A 20,455-nucleotide genomic window follows, 5' to 3' on the forward strand; every position below is an offset into this window, starting at 1 on the left:
CACATGACCCAGATTCGCACATCGCGGGTGCGACCAAACATGCCGGCGAGCTTCACCTCGGCGCAGGACTCTGTCGCCAGCCGAGCCGAGGCGTCTCACGCACGCTTATGGCGTCGCAGGCGGACTTATCGCCGGCAAGCTTGGTCGTCCACCCTTCAGCCACCGGCTCAACTCCCCGGGCCCATCACACTGCTTCCTGGCCCAGTTAATTAGCTGCGGCGATTCAAGGAAAAGGTCGCTTCGGCGAGGCTGCGGTCAACCGGGCCGCTGGCACATTTGCTCAGCCATTTGCATCATCTAATCAACCGGGAAGTATTAACCTGTGCGATAGATTGCTGGCGGGCCGTGGGGGTGTGTTCTTGGAGCTACTCGCTAGGCAATCTGTGCCCGCCTGCGGGGCGTCAGGGCCGACGCCCGCGGACTGGCGGTGAGTACCGCGAATCGGCCGTTGCCCCCTGCAGCGGAAGCCGCCCACCGCATCCTCGCTGACCAGGGCCCTTTGTCGGCGTCCGAGCTGCGGGAACGCCTCCGACCAGCCGGTTGGACTCAAAGCCTCGAGCGCCTACTCCAGTTGCCCGACCGATTTCCGCACCGCTTTCAGATCTCCACCGATGGGCGACTCACTATCGCCACCGCGCAAACCGAGAACCTACGTGACCAGGACGAACTCGACTCGGATGAGCCCGATTGGTACGTCCCACGCCTCGGTCGCGTCGCGCTCGACCGGGTGGCTGTGCTGGATCTTGAAACCACCGGTTTGAACCGTGCTGCGGACTTCGTCACCGAGATTGCGCTAGTCCGCTTGGACGGCACTCCACTTCTAAATCTGACTGTTCGTCTGCCTGACGGAGTTGAACGGCCGACCCCCGCCGGCGGTGAGCCCGTCGCCCTCGACGACGCGCTACGAGCTCTGACCGAGGCATTGGCGGACGTCGATCTACTCGTCGGCCACAACTTGCTCAGCTTCGATCTACCGTTTCTACGGGAAGTCGCTACGCGCGCCGAGGTGCCGGCACTAGAGATGCCGACGGCCTGCGACAGCATCCATTTGTCGTTGCTGGTCGACGTCGCGATCCCGAACCGCCAGCTCGCCGACCTAGTCATGGCCTACGGGCTCAGCAACGATCAGCCGCACCGCGCGTTACCGGATGCGACGGCAACGGCAGCGGTTGTTTCAGAAATGCTCGCCAATGTCGATATGGCTGAGCCCAGCTGGCAACTGGCGATCGCTGCTCTCGAGACCTTCGATCACCCCTTGGCCAAGCTGTTCCCCTCGTTGACCGAGCCACCAGACCTGGCGGCGCTCGGCAGGCCGGCCGATCCGTTGCTCACGGCAACTGGATCCCCCGCTCCCGATGCGTGGTCGGCCACTCGCGACGACTTCCCCGTCCTCCACCAGCAGCGCGGACTGCGGCCCCGGCCAGCTCAGCAGGAGATGGCGCACGCCGTTGCAGGTGTGTTCGACGGCGGTGGTCGGCTCGCCATAGAAGCACCCACCGGTACCGGCAAATCTCTCGCCTATCTCTTACCAGCGCTCGGCCGCGCATCCCAGGCCGGTCGATCCGTGCTGGTCGCCACCGCGACCAAAGCTCTCCAGAACCAGCTGCGCGGAGACGCGACACGCCTCCACGAGGACGGGCTCCTTCGGGCGCCGTTTCGACAGCTTCAAGGCGTCGGCAACTACGTTTGTGCCCGCGAACTCGAAAGCGTCCTGTCGGACTCCGACGCCTCTGGATTCGCAATCGCGGTCGCGATCCGCGCCTTGGCCGCATCGCCGTCGGGCACCTGGGATGACGTAACCGACTACACGCTGCGCAGCGCCGACGCCCGATACGCCCAGACTCGCGCCCGGCTACGCACCAACTCCGGCGGCTGCGATCGCAGGAACTGCACATGGGCGTCCGTCTGCCCTCTGATGCAACAGTTGGAGGGCCTCGACAAGACGCCCGGTGTCGTGTCGGTGAACCACGCCCTGATCGCCAGCTGGATCAAGCTCCAACAGCAGGGCGTGGCGGCCCCGGGTGACGTCCTCGCCCAAGGCCGTGCCGACCTTGTCTTCGACGAGGCCCACGCGCTCGAGGATTCCCTGACGGCAGCCTGGACTGAGCAGATCGATGCGCTTGAGTTGGAGATTCTCGTCAACAGTTTGTCCCGGCGATCCCGGTTGATGCGCGATATACAGCGGCGGGCCTCCACAGATCCGGCCACGACAGAAGCCATGCAGGCACTTGCCGCCGCGCTGCCCCAAGTTCGCTCAGCCGGAGGCGAACTCACCGAAGCGATCATGACGTATCTGCATGAGTACGCCGGCCAAGCCGATGCGGTGGTCCTGCAGTCGGGCGTCGTGGACAACCGACCCGAATTTCGGACCCTTCGTCAAACCGCATCGGCCGTGCGGTACTGGCTGATCCAACTTGCCAAAGCCGTTAATGCGTTGCGCAACTCGCTGACCGGTATCAAAGGTCTCGGATCTGCGATACAGCGTCTGCGCGGCTACATCGAACGGCTGGACAACGCCGTCGACCTCCTCGAGACCCTCGGAACGCTCCCGGACACCCACTTTGGGTGTACCGGCTCGCCGCTGAGGAAGACGACCCCGCGGCGTGGACCTACGAACGCCTACCGATTCATGTCTTCCCCGAATTCAAACAACACGTCGTCGACCGCACCCACTCGACCGTGCTGTGCTCGGCCACCCTCACCGTCGAGCACCGCTTCGACTACCTGGCTTCCCGCCTGGGGATTCGCGTCGACGACATTCCGGACGACGACGCTTTCCGGCCGCTGCGGTTGAACTCCCCGTTCGACTATCAGAATCAGTCGCTCGTCGTCCTCACCAACCACCTGCCCATCCCAATCCCGGTGAACGAGCGTGAGTTCTGCGAGGAGATGGCCGCAGACCAGGCCGGATTCCTGTCGCTGTCCGGCGGCAAGACACTCACGCTTTTCGCTGCCCGAAAGCGCATGGAGGCGGTGGCCGAAGGTGTCCGCACGAAGGCGGCCGAACTCGCAGCCCGCGGTGTTGAGCTCCTGGTTCAGGGCGAACTCGGCCGCTCGCAGATCTCGCACCGGTTCAACACCGAACCGGGAACCGTGCTGTACGGGCTCAAGTCGTATTGGGAGGGTTTCGACGCCCCCGGCGAAACGCTGTCCTATCTGTTTCTCGAGAAGCCGCCATACCCCCATCCCGACGACCCGCTCGTTTCCGCGCGGCAGCGCGCCATCGCCGAACGCGGTGGTGATCCCTTTCTCGACTATGTCCTACCGATGACCGCCATGCTCTTCACCCAGGGCTTCGGGCGGCTCATTCGGTCCGAAACCGACAGGGGCGCAGCCTTCGTCTGCGACCGTCGGTTGCACTCACCTACCCAGGCGCAACGGGTGATCCTGAACTCGCTCCCAGGACCGGCAATCCATGAGGCAGTCGACCGCGACGACGCTTGGATCCGGGCCATCGAATTCGTCACGGGCAACCCACCTGATCTCTACGACGCAATTTCCTTCGGCCGCGATGACGTCTCAGAACTCCTCGAGGAACTCCGACTCATCGAAGGTGAAGACCCCACCGCCAAACTCACCGAAGCCGCCGAGAAGCTGTTCGGCATCACGAAGCTGCATCCCAAACAACTCGAGGTCATGCGCGCGATCGTCGACGGCAAAGATGTCGTGGCCGTTCTTCCCACCGGCTTCGGGAAATCGGTGTGCTTCCAACTACCCGCGCTACTCGCGCCGCAGGCACGCGCCACCGTCGTCGTTTCGCCCTTGATCGCGCTGATCAAAGATCAAGTCAACGACCTTCGCGGCCGCCGCGGAATCCGGCCCGTGCACGGCATCACCGGCACTACGTCCCGTGTCGTACAGACAGAGATTCTCCGTGACACCGCCAACGGTCACGTGCGTTTGCTCTACGTCTCACCGGAGCGTCTGGCACGCGACCCCGTGCTCCGCGGCGCGCTTGGCCGACAGCAACTCAATCGAGTCATCGTCGACGAAGCGCACTGTATCTCAGTGTGGGGACACGATTTTCGGCCGGAATTTCGACAGGTTCCAGCATCGGTTGCGACCTTCGACACCCGCCCTCCACGCGCGGGCCTCACCGCGACAGCGACACCAGAGGTCGAGACCGACATCACCCGGGCGATGGATATGCAGGACCCGACCGCCATCCGGGAACCGAGTGACCGGCCCAACCTCCGGCTCCGGGTAGTCAAGAGAGCTGATGAGCGGGATCGCGCCCGGGAATTACTTCGCTTTGCGACGTGGGCTGCTGACAGACCTGGGATCGTCTACGTCACCAAACGCGCCCTGGCCGAGGAGATTGCGGCCCTCCTACGTCGCGCCGGTCACGCGGCCCGGGCATATCACGCCGGCATGGTGCCCGAACAGCGCGACGCCGTCCAAGAAGACTTTGACTCCGACACCACGAGAATCATCGTGGCCACCAAAGCCTTCGGCATGGGCATCAACAAACCCAACATCGGGTGGGTCGTGCACTATGACCTACCCGATTCCCTTGACGGCTACGCCCAGGAATCCGGTCGCGCTGCGCGCTCCCGCGATCTCACCGGCGAGTGTCTGCTCCTTTATACAAACGCCGACATCGCCCGCCGCCGGAAACTGATAGATACCCACAACACCAAGGCTGACGCGGAGGTCACCCAACAACTCCTGACCGCACTATGGGAATGCCCAGAGCGGGGCATCTACCGCGTCTTCGACATCGACGAGATGGCAGACAAGCTGGGAATCGACGATGACGAGATCAACGTTCACCTTGCTCAACTCGAGCGCGTCAACTCGATCAAGCAGGGACTGGACTGCTCAGCCCGAGGGACCGTGGACGTCGGCTTCCGCGAACCACAGGACGAAGACGAACGTCGATTGTTCCGGCAGCTTTTCTACAAGGACCACAAAGCCCGACCCAACGTCCGTATCCAATTGGACTTCCAGCAGCTCAAGGACGAGCGTCGTTACGATCCTGACGAGCTGGAGCAGCAGCTCATCGACTGGTCGCTGGACCGCCTCATCACCTTCTCCAGCTCTCGGCGCCTGCGCCGTGTCTGCCTCCTCACCCGTCACGCACCGCGCGACGCACTAGAAGGCGAGTCGGCGCGCTGGAAGTGGTGGCAGAAGCGGCGGCTGCAAGCGATGATCGACTACGCCACCGACGACTCACAATGCCGGCGCACCGTCATCGGGAACCACTTCGGTGACGTTGTCGCCGACTGCAAGAGCCGCGACGTCGAACCATGCGACGTCTGCAGCCGTGAGCCCACCCCTTGGGAGGCACTGCCGGACCACGTGGTGGCTGACCCGGAATTGCTCGTCAACGCCGAACTCACTGCGCTGCAGGCAATCGCGTGGGCCTCGTCCTTCCGTCGCGGCGCTTACGGAGAGGCCAGCCTGAAAGCAGCCGTCCTGGGCCGCGAGTCCTTGGGCGACAACCGCCCCTTGGGTGCGGGCGTGCTCAGCTGTCCACAGTTCGGCGCTCTCCGTCACGTCCGCGGCGGAGAGAGACGCTGGGACGATGCCGTCAACAAAATCATCGCCCAGGGCCTCGTCGAACGTCGCACGGTCGTTCGAGAAAACACCCAGATCCCCTATCAGTCACTGGCCCTGACCGCACTCGGTGCGCAAACACTTGGCATCACGGAGCCGCAATGATCGAAAAACGACTCACTGAACAGCTTCTGGAAAATGGTGAGCTCGCACTCACTGAACGAGAATCCGCAGCGCTCGCTCTCCCAGAGCACAGTTCCGCTGTTGAGCTGGAGCTCGACGGAGAAGCGTTCACGGCGCAGTGGAACGGCCGCGGCCGGCAGCTCAGCGGCGAGTTCCTGACCGAAAGACTGCAGGACTACGGCCAGGTCGGCGGACTGCTCCGCTTGCGGCTCGTCGAGCAGGTGTACCGAGTGCAGCTACTGCCGCCCGGAACACCCAGCAAGATCACGATTGCGAAGCCGCCGCCGCCCGTCGACAGGACCAAAGGGGCCAAGGCGAAGCGTCGCCGCTCCACTGTCGATCGCCAGTTCCATGCCGATTCTGAATACGACTGGGGCAAGCGCTCCTCTCAGACGATCGGATTCCTCAGCCAAGCACGAGAGTTACTCGCCGAACAACTGAAGGCCGCCGGGTTCGATGCCCGGGAACTCGTCGAGCTTCGCCTACAGGGGGAGGAGTTGGCGACGCTCGACGACTTCGAAGAACTGCTCGCAGTAGACGTTTCCAATGTCGACAAGATGCCCCATCAGGAGGCGGTAGCCCGGCATGCCTTGTCGCGATTGCGCGGACGCGCTGTCCTGGCCGACGAGGTCGGTCTCGGCAAGACCATCGAAGCCGGACTCGCCGTAAAAGAACTCACACTTCGTGGTCTGGCCAAGCGTGTGCTGATTCTGTGCCCCGCTCCCCTGCGCGAACAGTGGCGCGAGGAGATGCGCCACAAGTTCGACCTCAATTTCGAGGTTGCCACCCGCGGCCCAGAGGTCCAGAAGCAAGACAAGCTGATCCTCAGCCTGCATCTCGCCCGCAGCAACGCGGACAAACTCACGGAAAAGCCCTGGGACATTGTCATTCTTGATGAGGCGCACCGGGCTGCGGGCTACAAGTCACACAAAACTCGCGATCTCATTACCTCCTTGACCACGGCGTGCCGCTACGCATTCTTCCTGACTGCGACACCTGTGCAGAACGATCTACTCGAGCTGTACCGACTCGTCGAGCTGCTCCGGCCGGGAACCTTCACCTCTGTCACCGACTTCAGACGACAATTCATGTCGGGCTACGATCCACGCACGCCAAATGATCCTGCTGCGCTGCGCCGACTCATCAGCAGCGTCATGGTTCGGACCACCAGAGCACAGGCCGGCGTCGACCGAGTCGTACGGCGCGCCGTCGACGTACCTATCACGCTGGGTAACCGCGAACACGAACTGTACGCACTGGCAACCGAACTGCTTCGCAATGTGATGCGCGACCCCGGCGATGCGATGCGGCGACGCAGTCTTGCATTGCGGCTCACTGCCAGCCCGTTCTCGATGGGCACTACCGCATTGCGTATGGCAGACCGCCATCCCGATCCTCGGGTACGTGAGGTCCTCCATGAGGTCGGCCACCTCGCCATGGACATCACCGCATCTGCCCGCGAGGACCGCGCGCTGCAGATCACTCAGGGGTGGTTGCGTGAGCACGGGCGAGTACTCATCTTCACCCAACACACCGACACAGTCACCGGCCTTCTCCGCCGCATGGAGCTCGAAGGCCTGACCGCGAGATCTTTTCATGGTTCGATGTCACCGACGGAGCGCGCAAAGACCATCGCAGCGTTCCGGTCCGGAGAAGCGCCGATCATGATCTCAACAGATGCGGGCGCCGAAGGCCAGAACCTTCAGTTCTGCAACTGCGTGTTGAACTACGACCTGCCGTGGAACCCGATGCGCATCGAACAGCGGATCGGCCGCGTCGACCGGCTGACTCAGCCCAAGGACGAAGTGTTCGTCGCCAACCTCTACGCCCAGAACACGATCGACGAGAAGGTCTTTTGGCTGCTCGCCGAGAAACTCCGCATGTTCGAGTTGTTGTTCGGACAAGTCACGACAATCCTGGGCGAGCTCGACGAGTCCAAGGCGGCGAGCTTCGAGACACGCGTCATGGAGGCACTGTTCGCCGAAAGCGACACGAAGATGAACAGGCTTCTGAACCAACTCGGCACCGAGCTGGTCCATGCACGCGAGAAAGCATCGGAGCTGATCGCAGCAGACAGCAACATGAGCAGTTGGATGGCTGCGGCGTTCGATCACCGAAAGGGTCTCACCAAGGCCGGGAGCAGCGACCTGGCGCCCGCAGCGAGCCGGCGTGCGCGCATGCGGCAACGTCGAGTCCAGACGTGGGTCCGAAAGGTCCTGAAGGCATTGGACGCTGACATCATTCATGACACCGGTAACGGTGACGGGGCATTCATCACTGCGGTGTTCAACGAGGAGTTCGAACAGGAGCTGGGTGGTCGGACCACCATGCACCTGGCGTTCGACCGCTTCGGCCTCGAACACCATCCAGAGGCCGAGCTATGCGCCGTGGGGTCCCCTGTTTTCGACGAGCTACTCGGGTTGCTGCGGGTCCGCGGCGACATGCACGCCACCATCCCGGTCATCCCCGATGACATCGGGCCCACGCCGTACCGGCACGCGGAGTCCATCCGGCTGGTCCGCCGCCGACTGGTGCCCTCCGGGTCCTGGAGCGGCCAAGCGACCTTCCGGGCGACGGTTGGCGAGGCAGAGACTGCCGAGCACCTCATAACCGCTGAGATCGATGGACATCGTGAGCAGCGATTGCCGCGCCGCCCTCTGGACGATGGCGAATCCTTGCCGCCTGCCTTCGGAACTCCGCCGCAAGTGATCGCACAGTTCGAGCGTGCCGCGATCCCCCAGCTCGAGTCCCTTCGACGCCAACGCCTCGAATCTGTTGAGCGGCAACAAGCACTGGAACTGGAACGAGTGACGAGCGGCTACCGCGCACAGATCGCTGAAGCCACGGGCGAGGACCGGGCGCGGCTGGACCGCGCCTTGCGTACCGAGGAACGCCGCCTGACCAGACGACCCGATGTCCGCGCCCGCGCGAAGGTGTTGGCGGTGACGCTTGATGAAGACGATTGGCTGATCGAGGAAACCTGGGCAGGCCCGAGTGGTGACGAAATCACGTTGACCTACGAATGGGGCGTCGAGCCGCCAGTCGTCGACAGCGCGGTCTCGGGACGCGCCATTGGCGTACTTGCCTTGTGCTCCGATATGCATTGGATCGACGAGTCCGAAGTGACCCATTGCGGCTCCTGCGACCGGTCGTTGTGCGAAGCCTGTGGCGACGACGCTGTCTTTTCCGCTTGTGCGGTGTGCGGACAGTGGAGCTGTGGCAGGTGTCGCCGTGAAACCGGAGGGCTTTGTCGCACCTGCGCATCACCGCAGCGAGCACCACAACTCGACGACGAGTTCTTCATCGCCTGGACACTCGGCGGGGGCAACGTCATTCGGGTCGGTGAGCGAGTCGCAGAGCTCATCCGGCCCGATGGCTCTCCTCCAGCCTTCCTTGTCAGCACCGAGGACTACAACGATTCGAGGCGAGCAAGGCTGCGAGCGTACGCACGCGAGAACAACCTCCCCCTGGACTGTGGGCTGACGCTGCGCGACTTGACCGCGCGTCAGGAACAGAACGACAACGCGCGTGTCCGCTTGACCAGCGACGAAACTGTTCTCGTACGACTGTCGGTAGAACCAGCAGCGGGCGCGGCGATCGTTGCCGATGCCATCTCGGATGTGCCCCAACATCCAGATGTCGACGTGTCGCGTGAGGATCAGTTCGGGCTCGACCTCACTCTGCAAAAGCTCCGGAGTGAGGTCCCTCCACCGCCGCGTCCTGCAGTGCTGGTCACTCACCGCTCAGAGTTCGTCGATTTTCTCCTCGAAGCCGAGCGGCTGGTGCGGGAGGAGAATCTCGTTCAAGACGACGGCTCTTTGCTGACCCATGATTCCCAGACAGTTGACCTCTGCTGGCGGAGGCCGTCCCTCGAAGATGAAACGATCGCTGAAGCCGGCATCTCTGATCTACGAGTCACCCTGCTACGCCGAAACGAAGCCGTTTTGATCGATGCCTACAGGGCAGACAAACCAGTCGGCCAGTGGATCGCGTGCCCCGACGGGATGTCGGCTGCAGAGCAGGTGGGGTGCTATGAGCACCTGAGGTCTCTGGGCGCGCCGGGCGGACGACTGGGACAGCAGGTTCACTCGATCGAAGGCATGGTCGGCAGCTTCCCATCACCTTCCGAGTGCTCCGCAACCGAACGCGATTTCCGCTCAGTCGTAGGCCTTGTCGAGACCATCAGCGACACAGAGGTCGTCCCTGCCACCAGTGAGTCGCTCGCGGCGATCGAGATTCCAGAGAACCGAGAGGCAGCTTCGATACCGTTGGCGCCTCCGGGCCTTACTCGAAGCGTGCTCGCACGCGCGACCAGACCCTTCACCGCAGCCCTCCGAAACGGTCTGGAAGTCAGGGAGGTGTGGCACGGATACGGCACCGCAACGCATATCTACCGCACCTTCGACGGCCAACCGATGAGCCCGCTGCTCGACGACACTGGCACACGGTCAAGCGATTTCGGAGTGTGCCGCGACGGGCACTTCTACACGGCTGGTACCGCCGCCTTCTGCCCAGCATGTGACTCGTGGGCATGTCCTTCCTGCGACGACGTCGAGCATCGGGCTTCGGTCGACTGCCCGGGATGCGCTCATGCAGTGTGCCGGCGATGTGTTTCCGCTACCCACTCGGTGCCAGATACGTCGTGCCGCCTGTGCGGAGACCACGCCTGCGTCGATTGCGGCCGAGATCCTGACGTCGCCGGCTGCGCGATGTGTGAGCGAACCATGTGTGGTTCATGCCGAGTTGAAGATCTGTGCCCTGCCTGCAATCAATACTCTCCAGCGACCGACGATCAAACACGCGCGCTGCCGCGCGATCTCGCGACCGACGGCGCTTCCGTCCTCATCGCGAGCGACAAGGATGCGACAGTTGCACTCATCAACCGCGGCAACGCCTACGAACAGGCAATCGTTCGCGGTGGGTCGGTAGTTCGATGGCGTGCATTCGATAGAACGCCAATAGACAGCCGCTACCGGCTCAGGTTGGCTGCCAGCCGGGCACTGAAAGCTCAAGTGGTACCGATGCCTGAAGCCCTCGAAGCTGAAGCACCGCGCACCGCTCCAAGAGTCACCCTCCGCTCTGACCGAAGATTCCATCCCGCGTGGACGGCTCCGGCGTTGAACGCAGCGGCCCGAAGTGTCGACGGACAGCCGACTCCTGACGAGGACCTACCGACGCTGCTCGCTCGTGAGTTCCCGGTTCCCTCTCGTTATCCCGAGGGGACCTTGAAAGCGCCCGCTCGGCTCAGGCCGCTACTCGTGTCTCTTGACCAGCCTTCGACGACGCCGATCCTGATGAGGTGGGAACGTGTGGGTTCGGACGTCGCGATAGTCCCCGCTGGTATCAGTGTGGTGACGATCGATGGTGCCAGCGAGCAGGAAACGATCACCGAATGGCGCAATGGAGACCATTCGCTGGACTGGGTGTCACAGTGCTGGAATCCCGTTCCAGCGGTCCGCATGACGACCGACGGTGGCGGCGTCGAAGCAGCACTGGTCAGCATGGCCGGGTTGGTCGCACTTGGCGTTCATACGTCGGACGACACCGCTTGGTACGTCATCGCGGCGTCAGAGCATGCACCTGCGGCGACGCTGCTAGCTCGGTCCATGGGTCTCGGCGACGCTGATGAAGTCGGTACGTTCACCGACCCGGGAGAAATCCGACTGTCGGCGGTCGCGAATGCGACGAACGCTCCCCACACCGTCACGCCCCGCGGGGAACTCAAGCCGGCCGCCTCGGGACGGGCTGATCACTCCACAGAAGCGGCCTTCAAAGCATGGTCCTCCGATGCGACCGTGACCGTTCCTCCGCTCCGTGTGCTGCCAGACGCGATGCGAATCGCGCTACAGAAACTGGTTGCCCCGGCGCAGCGACAAGTGCTCGAAATCGGCGCGTCGGTTGTACAGAACGTGACGGTCCACAACGGCCACGAATGGCGGTACGAGGTGGCGCTGGCCCCTGGCGACACCGATGCGAGACGCATCGATCACGTCACTCGACAGCTAGCAGACTGGGGCGGAATCGACCGTGAAGGCCATTTCGGCACCACCCATGCTGTCTGTGGCTACTGCAACGAAACCAGCTGCAGCGCGTGCAATGACGGGATGGTGGTGTGTGACTGCTGCGCCGCGCCGATCTGCAGACGATGCGTTCGCGAACCCTCAAGCGGAACGTATCTCTGCCACGCGTGCACGTCGATGCGGCCCCCAACCCGTCAGGAAGCACGTGAGCACGGGCGCCTGCTCTTTACTCGAGGCATGCTCATCGGCATCGACCCGTTACATACCGTTGTCGTTGAGCGGGAGAAGTCCCGGTGGGAATTACATGTCGGCGAGGACGGCAGACACGCGATCGCCAACCCCTCGGTTGTCCAGTACCTGAACGATTGTCTGGCCCGGAGTGACTAATCGAATAGCTAGGAGCCCCATCCGGGGACCTGGCACCTAAGCGATCCGGTGACCGAGACCGCCAGTCCCCTACATCGGCGACGCACCGATCGGCTTACCCGTCGTCAGGTCGATCCCGAAGACCTGCGATGAGCGGTCGAACGTGACCAGGTTGAAAATGTCGGCGGTGAACGTCGCCCGGGTGCCGGTGATGTCGATCTGCGGGACACCGTCCAGACCCCCCTCGAAGATCGCGGTGTTGCCGACCTGCCTACCCGTCACCGTGTCGATCACCGTCACCCGCACATTCGTCGGATATCCCGGCGCCACATAGTTGTACGTCGCCAGCAACCCGCGGGTGCCATCCGCGGTCAGGTAAACCGCCCGCTCCCCAAGCCCCGCCGTGTACGGCTGACCATTCACCGTCACGGTGCTCCCGATCTGCCGCCCGGTCGCCAGGTCGATCACCGCCGTCGACGTCAGGATCCGATAGCCACCGGTGCTGAAGTTGTACGTCGTCGACGGCGCCGTCACCACAGCACGCTTACCATCACTGGTCAACTGCACTGGCACCGTGGCGAATCCGGACAACACCACCGGCGTGCCGATCAACGCACCGGTCGTCGTGTCGATCGTCGACACCCGCGTGATGTACTCCGAGCCGTTCAACAACTGCTGCGTCACCGTCGCGCGCTTACCGTCCGGCGCCATCAGCACACCCACCGGATTCGACGTTCCCGGATACACCACCGTCGAACCAACCTGCGTACCGGTCATCAGGTCGAACACCGCCGCACGCGTCCCGGTGAACGGCGACCCGGTCAACACCACCACCCTGTTGCCGTCGAAACTCATGCTCGCTCCCCGCTCGCGAGGCATCTGCCCCTCGAGCGTCACCGTCTGGCCGATCCGCAGCCCGGTCACCGTGTCCATCGCCATCAACCGGGTCGTCGTCGAAAAGCCCTCCCCCTCAACCACCATCAGCAGCAGACGCGTGCCCGCAACGTTGGGTACCACGCCCACCTCCGCGCCGACCGGCCCGACGAACGTCGTACCGATCTGCGCGCCGGTCACCGCGTTGATCACCGACACCGACGTGGTCGGCACCTCCGCCAGATCCCGCCGCACGAAAACAATCCGCGTACCGTCGGGCGAAATGACCGCCTGGCCCACATCACCCGCCTGGCTGACGCTGCTGACCTGACTCCCCGTGTCGATGTCGACGACGGTGACCCGCGTCGTCATCTCCGGTGTACCCCCGTCGATCACGGTAGTGATCAGCGCGCGACCGTTGGCCGTCAGCGTCGGCTCCAAACCCGCTACCCCGGACACCACACCCGGCAGGTCGATCTCGGTTCCGACCACCGCGCCGGTCATGGTGTCGATGACCGCCGCATGGGTGGCGTCCGGGTTGTACTCACTGCCCACCACCAGAATTCGCCGGCCGTCCGCGGCGACATACGCCAGGCTCCGACCCGCGAGCTCCACAGCGCTGCCGACCTGGCGGCCGGTGGCGGTGTCGAGCACGACAACGCGTGTCACGGTCTGCCCTGACAGCACGCCACCTTCGGTCAGCACCGTGTAACGGCTGCCGTCGGCGTTGAAGCCGGGCGTGACCCGCCAGCCGCCGCCGACCACGACCGCATCTCCCACCCGGGTGCCGGTCTCGACATCGATCAGGTGAAGCTGGGTGGCACCGTCATTGAAGGTCGTGAATACCATCCGCCTACCGCTGGCATCGAACTCGAAGTTCTCCCCATAGGATGCCGCCACCTCGACCGTCGACCCGACCCGCTCGAACGTCCGCGTGTCGTACACCTGAATCTCTACCGCGTCGGACAGGGGTGTCGATGGGTCGTCGACGTTCGACGCAATCACCGCGCGCGTCCCGATCGGGTTGAACTCGGCGTACGCACCTGCGGCGAAAACCATCCTCTCACCGATTTGCTTACCAGTTGTGGTGTCGAAGAACGTGATCGCGGTCGGATATACGTTGGCTCCCGGATCGATGATCGTGCTGGTGACAATGGCGCGGGTGCCCTCGGCGTTCAGCACGGTCTGCGACGTCATCGCATCGGGGATCGACACTCCGCCTTTGAGGAAATCCGGGCCCGGGTCGTACGGGTTGTTGATGTCGACCTTGTTGAAGGCCTCCTTGACCGCGTCGACCTGCACCTGGGACAGACCCTCGATCTCGGCCTGCATCACCACCGCGATCCGCGCATCCACCATCGGACTCTTCGACCCGCTGACCAACATGGGAATCGCGCTGAAGAAGATCCGCGACCAGGCCTCATCCGAAACCCCCGTGGTCGCACCGTCGTTCATCATCAGGTACGCCGCGTGGCTGAGGATCGTGCTGTTGATGTGGACGCCGCCCTGATTGGACGACCCCCGGTACCGCTCGTCGTAGTCCTCGCGGTACTCGATTCCCGAATCCGTCCACGTCAGCGACGACGGATCGGCCATATTCCTGATCGCACCGTTGGCGAGATCCTCACCGAACAACCACTTCTCGCTGCCGGTCCCCCGCTGCGCCAGGTTTCCCAGGATGTCGGCGAACGCTTCGTTGACCGACGCCGCTTCCCCGGACTTGAGCGCGTCGCGGCCCAGGATGTTCTGCACGATGCCGTGGATGTACTCGTGACCGAACACGTCGACCGCCGCGGCCCAGTCGCCGTCCGTTCCGAAGAAGAACTGCTGGTAATTCCGGTTCCACTGCGCGTCATCGTAATCCGGGATCAGCGTGACGCGGATCGGCGTGTCACCGATACCGTCCACAGACTCGTAGTGGAGGGTGTCGCGGAAATAGTCGTAGATCTCGGCCATGTTCGCCAGCGCCGAAACCGCATCGGGCCGGATGAACGACCCGTCGGACGTGACGATGGTGCCCGGAGGAGCCTGCGTAAACAGTTGCTTGGGACCGTAGACGCTGTTGCGGTACACCGAGATCAGTCGCGATCCGTCGTAAAGCCGGTAGTTGTTGCCCTGCTTGACGACAACCAGCCCGCGCATCACACCGTCGAGGTCGGCAGCGCTGTGGAAGACCGCCGCCCCGGCGCTGTCCCAATCGGCCTCCGCGTCGAGCACGGTGCCGGCGTCCGGTCCGTTCGCCGCGATCACATACGTGGCACTGACGACCGGGAACACGCTGGGCGGGGTCTCCGGGATCTCGTCGGCCTCCAGATCGGGCACAACCGGCGTCGTGAACACCGCGACCCGCCACACCAGCCGCGGCTCGCGATCCGCGTCGAGATCGTCGATCACCAACTCCGGCTCGAAGGTCAACGTCGCGAGGAACGCGTCGGCGTCGTCGGGTGCGACGTCGTCGCCGAGCGCGGCCAGCAGCGCGGAACCGGCCGCGGCCACGGCTTCTGCGGTGGTGTCGACACCCGCAGCCGGCGTGGTGTCGATCTCGGCGATCCTGTTGTCGTAGCTGCTCATCAGGCCCCGGACTTTGCCTGTGCCGTCGGCGATCACCACGACCTCGCTGCCCGCGACCGGGACACCGTCCACGGTCGGTCGCAGCCGGTAGTAGTGCAGCGCCTGGGTCGCGTTGACGGTGAACACGCTGATGTCGTCCTCGGCGGCGAAACCCGTTGCGGCGCCCAGCAACGCGGCGACGCGGTTCAGTTCGGCCGCCGCGTCGGCGGCGTTGTGCACGGGCCCGGCGGCGAAGTCACCGCTGATGGCGTGCACCGCGCCGTCCTGCAGATGCGCGACGACGACACCGCGGTCGACGAGGTCCTGCAACTCGTCCGGGTCGAGGGTGTCGTCGGGGATGCTGTCGTCCGGGGTGACGATGACGGCGACGGTCGCGACGTTGCTCGTCGCACCGAGGTTGTCTTTGACCGTGTAGGTGAACGTGTCGCGCACGACCTCGCCGTTGGAGGTGTAGGTGATGACGCCGGTGACCGGATCGACGGTCGCGGTGCCGTACGCGGGGTCGCCGACGATCGTCACCGTGGTGACGTCGATGGTGCCGTCGACGTCAGAGTCGTTGTCCGTCACCGTGATCGTCGTCGTACCGCCCGCCACCACACCCGCGATATTGTCCCGCGCGACCGGTGCGTCGTTGATCCCGCCGACGGTCACGATCACCGCCGCGGTGTCGGTGTGCCGCGCCCCGCCGAAGAACGACGCCAGCCCGTGCAGGTGGAACGGGTTGTGCGCCTCGCGGACCGTGTAGGTGAACGTGTCGGTGCCGGAGAAGTTCTCGTTCGGTGTGTAGGTGACGGTGCCGTCGGCGTTGAGGACGACGGTGCCGTTGGCGGCCTGGGTGATCGCGGTGATCCTCAGCGGGTCGTCGTCGACGTCGTTGCCGAGCACATCGACGGTTGTCGGGGTGTCCTCCGAGGTCGTCACGAGGTCGGCGACCGCGTCGGGGTTGGTGCTGAAGAACGTCCGGTTGACCTCGCGGCGCACCCACGCCAGCACCGCCCACAGCAGCGGCGGTTCGGCCGGCGCCGACGGACCGAGGAACGGACGCAGCAGCGCGTCGACGAACGAGGTGGCGATCCGGGCCAGCGTGCCGGGCAGGCTCACGACCGACTGCGTGGCGGCGGGTTCGTCGACCGACAGCGACGCCGTCGTCGCGATGGTGTCGGCGACGAACGACTGCACCGGCTCGGGCTCGGACTCGACGGGTGCGGGCGGCTCCGCCGGCTCATCGGCGGACCGCCGCTCGAGGTTCGCCCCCACGGTCTGCGTGGCCGGCGGCGTCGACTCGCGTTGCCGCGTCGGGGGCTCAGGCTCCTCGGGCGGGTCGTTGTCGGCCGGGGGCTCGGGCGCTTCCGCTGTCTCGTCGTCGTCCTCGTCGGCAGTGGTGTCGGTCGACTGGCCCGCATCGTTGACCGAGGTGTCGACGCCGCCCGAGTTGCCGAGGTTCATCTCGGGGCCGTCGGCGGTGGTCTCGCTGTCGTCGTCGGCGGGCGGATCGTCGGATTCCGTCGGGACCGGGCCCTCGGGGTCTGTCGTCGTCTCCGACGGCGCGTCCACCGCGGCGCTGTCGTTGACCCCGGCCGTGTCGTCGGCGTAGGCGAGTCCCAGCCCGTTCCCGCTGGCCACCGCGGCGCCGACACCCAACGCGACCGCCAACGCCCCGACCCGCCCGACATACCGCGCGTATCCCGGGGACCGCCCCTGCCAGTCGACTACCGAATCCGTTGCACGCCGACCGGCGGGTGGTGTCATGCGCGAGCCCCCTTGAGTTCATGCGGTTATTTCCGCACGCAGAAACTTACGACAGCGCGCTTCCCGAGTAATCCGGGTTTTCCCTATGGTTTTGGCCGTTCACGGGCTGCCCGACGGGTTTCGCGCAAACGTTGCCGGCCGACACCTACGTCTCGTGCCGCCGGCGACCTCCACTACCAGGCCCTACGCGCTCTCGGCGACCGCCTCGTCGGCATCCTGCACGGCTGCCTACACCACCGAACCCACTACGACGAACACAAAGCCTGGGCACACCGTCAATCAGGACCAAACATCCAATTCGCTTGACAACTTACGGTCCTGGGATGTCTAACCTGCGATGACCTTGTCGTTACGCGGCGATATCCTGGGAACGATGAATGACAGCCAGCAGCAGGCGTTGACGACCCGCGAGAAAATCTTGCTCGAAGGGGAAGATGACTGGGTCAAGCTCCAACAGATCCACGACTACGTGGCCTCGGAAGACCGCAGCGCCTCCCTTTCAGAAGTGCAGCGAAGGACCCTCGCGCTGGTCCGCAGCATGGCCGAAGAAGGTGTGATTGCGCTCGGAGAACCGATCGAGCATGGCGCACGATTCAAAGACTGGGAAGTGTCGCTCGACGAAGCCGTCGCGCGACTGGCTGCCGAATACATCGACCGGTTCGATGAACGCCTGCGGTGGCCATTCATGCTGTGGGTGCGTGTCACGGATAAGGGTCGGCAGATCGGGAAAGCATATGAGCGGGTATACGCCGCGTGGCTCTCGGACCTCCGTGCACAAGGCCGCGAGTACGAGCCGCTACCAATGCACCTCGTACCGGGAGGCGGCGACCACCAGCCCGGCGCCTCCGACCCCGGGGACTAACCAGGGTCCTTGTGGGCGTCTTTCCGTCTCTCGTACGCGGACAGACTCGCAGTTAGAGAACGATCAACCGTCTGCGTGAGTGTGTCGACCTCGCGGGCCAGCCGTGGCCGTCGCTCCGCGCCGACAAGGACACTCTGCTCAATCAAGCCACCTACGTTCCCCACGTTCACAACATAATTGGAGAACTGGCCCCACAGGCAGCGTCCATCGATTGTGAACCAGCCGCTCGCGCGAACTGCAACGCTACCGCTCACGTGTAAGGAAACCTTGTGGTGCATTACATGCACAGCACCCAAATCGCGTAGCGGGTAATCCGCGGCAGCCTCAACGACTTCCTCCGCGATAGAGCATGGAAGTTGATAGAGCGCGATAATTTCACACGCGTCCCAATGACCCTGACCCGGGGCAACACGACGTAAGGCAGCTCGAGTTGCGTGCGCAGATGAGGCTAAATCCTGCATCACGGTCCAACCGGCGGGGATTTCCAGTCCGGGCAGCCAGGAAGCTAAGCCGTCGCTCGAAACTGGTGTGACTGACCCGACGCGACGACGAATCTCCTCGGCTACAGAGGACACCCCCACCGATTGTGATGCCACCGTTGAATCTTCGAACATCAGCTGCCGAACGCTCCCCACGGCTTGGCAAGGAACGCGAGGAAGCCACCGATGCCCGCGATAGCGGTACCCACCCCGGCCAGAATTCCCGGGTCGGGCGCAGCGGGCAGGTCGACTTGAGGCGGGTCGAGCACACTCGCGTCGGGCGCCCACGGAGGCGGGAGCCCCGGCTGCGCCTGGGTAGGCGGATGATCCACGACCGGCATCTGCGGGGGCGATGCAATGAGAGGCGCCTCGCCCCTAGCCGGCGGTGGCGCCGCAGGAGGGATCGGAGGTGGCGGCGATTCAGGCAAGTGAACCTTCTTGGGACCGTCCACACCAGGTGGGTATCCCACGTCCAACGTGGGCCCATGGCCGGCGCTTTCTCGAACACCGACCGTCGTGCCGTCGGGTAGGACAACCCTGTCGTAGATCTTGTCGGCGACATCCTCGGGAATTGGTACGCGCACGCCACCGTGGGAGAATCGCTCCCACAGATCGAAGATCTCGTCTTCGGTGTCGACTTCTTTGATGCCGCGCCGTTTTCCGTCGGTGAACTGTTCTAATTCCTTGGCGATCTCGCGGCCAGTGTAGGAACCGTCATCGCTGTCATACGGTTCGAGGCCACCATTACCGTCGGTCATCGGCTGTTCCGGCGGCGGGACACCCCAACTCGCTGGGATCATGTTGGCGAGCGCCACAGCTCCTTCTTGCAGCCTGGTACCGACTTGGTTGTCTTCGGACAACAGGGCGCCGGTTCGCATCGCGATGAAACTGTGATGCTCTTCGGCTTTCACTTTGCGAGCTGCGTACACGTTGCCTTCCTGGCTCGTGTAGCGGCCCCTGTCGCTCACCGAAAGGTCACTGCCGACGCGGAAATCGTCGGCTTCAGCCTCAGAAATCGCATCGACAGCGGCGGTCCAGGCTTGCCTGAGATTCTGCGCCCCCATGTTGGCGACCTTCGCCATCTCGCGCAGGTGGTCAGCAGCTCGATACACCACACCGCGATCGACGTAGGCCGACTCGAGCGCGGAGTCCGCCGCGTCACCTTCCCACGAAGTGCCGCCTGGCGCGGACGAGACTTGAACATGATCGTCGGCTGCCGACTCGATCCGGTCAGCAGCGGCTCGGTAGGTCGCAGCTGACGAAGACAGCTCGTTTATTGCGCCGATCCAGTCTTCGATTTCTGACCTCGCCGGGAGACCTACGCCAGGGCCCGAAGCGGGACCTGGGGCCGAGACCGGTATGCGCAACAATCCGTATGGAATAGCACTCACGTCGGCACATCGCCGATGTTGGCGGCCGCATCATTATCGGCGGTGTCGTAGCCCGCAGCCGCTGCCGTCGCGGATTGGCCGCGTTCAGCCAAACGCCCGGCATATGCCTGACTGAAGCGGGTAAGGGCGGCAAACACGGCAGTAGCGCCTCGGGTCGACGCTTTTTCTCCGGTCGGATGCGCATCGCTAACAGCAGCCAGCTGACCTGCGCGTTCGGAAAGGATCGCGGACGACGAAATCAGTCCCTCTTGTCGACGGCGGCTGAAACTTGACCCCCTGGCGGCAGGTGAAAATTGACCCCCTGCCCGGGGTGGTTGGTGATTATTCCTCAGCATTGGTGGCCGCGGTAGGTGTGCGGCCGAGGTCTCGGTCTTTGAGTCGGTAGCTGTCTCCTTTGAGGGTGATGACTTCGGCGTGGTGGACGAGGCGGTCGATCATGGCGGCGGCGACGACGTCGTCGCC

At 64.1% G+C, this 20,455-nt stretch carries 7 protein-coding genes and 1 pseudogene; 5 read left to right on the forward strand and 3 right to left on the reverse strand.

The window, feature by feature from the left end; all coding sequences use genetic code 11:
• The first annotated feature begins 571 nt into the window (after positions 1 to 571).
• The 3 genes from BHQ18_RS30490 (at position 572) to BHQ18_RS09480 (ending at position 12,089) form a co-directional block, all read left to right on the forward strand.
• Positions 572 to 2,794, forward strand: coding sequence for an exonuclease domain-containing protein (locus tag BHQ18_RS30490; protein WP_234794129.1), 2,223 nt, complete (start codon positions 572 to 574; stop codon positions 2,792 to 2,794).
• 170 nt (positions 2,795 to 2,964) lie between these two features.
• Positions 2,965 to 5,664 (forward strand): RecQ family ATP-dependent DNA helicase, encoded by a 2,700-nt coding sequence (locus tag BHQ18_RS30495; protein WP_234794135.1) that lies wholly within the window; start codon positions 2,965 to 2,967, stop codon positions 5,662 to 5,664.
• Positions 5,661 to 12,089 carry an SNF2-related protein gene (locus BHQ18_RS09480; RefSeq protein ID WP_069413313.1) on the forward strand — a complete coding sequence of 2,143 codons (6,429 nt, stop codon included), beginning with the start codon at positions 5,661 to 5,663 and terminating at the stop codon, positions 12,087 to 12,089. The genes BHQ18_RS30495 and BHQ18_RS09480 overlap by 4 nt, the downstream gene beginning before the upstream one ends.
• A 69-nt stretch (positions 12,090 to 12,158) precedes the next feature.
• Here BHQ18_RS09480 and BHQ18_RS09485 read toward each other — a convergent pair whose 3' ends face one another.
• Positions 12,159 to 17,261 (reverse strand): Ig-like domain-containing protein, encoded by a 5,103-nt coding sequence (locus BHQ18_RS09485; protein WP_084293972.1) that lies wholly within the window; start codon positions 17,259 to 17,261, stop codon positions 12,159 to 12,161.
• A 153-nt stretch (positions 17,262 to 17,414) separates the two neighbouring features.
• Between BHQ18_RS09485 and BHQ18_RS29070 the strand changes: the two are divergent.
• Together BHQ18_RS29070 and BHQ18_RS09490 are read left to right on the forward strand one after the other, a co-directional pair.
• Positions 17,415 to 17,567, forward strand: a pseudogene (locus tag BHQ18_RS29070) (IS110 family transposase); the annotation flags it as partial.
• A 67-nt stretch (positions 17,568 to 17,634) separates the two neighbouring features.
• A complete protein-coding gene (locus BHQ18_RS09490; RefSeq protein ID WP_131815667.1) occupies positions 17,635 to 18,123 on the forward strand; it encodes a hypothetical protein in 489 nt (162 codons plus the stop codon).
• Between the two features lie 613 nt (positions 18,124 to 18,736).
• On the opposite strand, the gene BHQ18_RS09495 is transcribed toward BHQ18_RS09490, so the two are convergent.
• The gene (locus BHQ18_RS09495; RefSeq protein ID WP_131815668.1) at positions 18,737 to 19,684 is read right to left on the reverse strand and encodes a hypothetical protein; all 948 of its coding nucleotides are present in this window, start codon (positions 19,682 to 19,684) and stop codon (positions 18,737 to 18,739) included.
• Between the two features lie 630 nt (positions 19,685 to 20,314).
• Positions 20,315 to 20,455, reverse strand: a 141-nt coding sequence (locus BHQ18_RS09500) for an ATP-binding protein (protein ID WP_234794136.1), incomplete at its 5' end; no start/stop codon positions are given.

This window comes from Mycolicibacterium flavescens, assembly GCF_001722335.1.
GTDB lineage: Bacteria > Actinomycetota > Actinomycetes > Mycobacteriales > Mycobacteriaceae > Mycobacterium > Mycobacterium flavescens.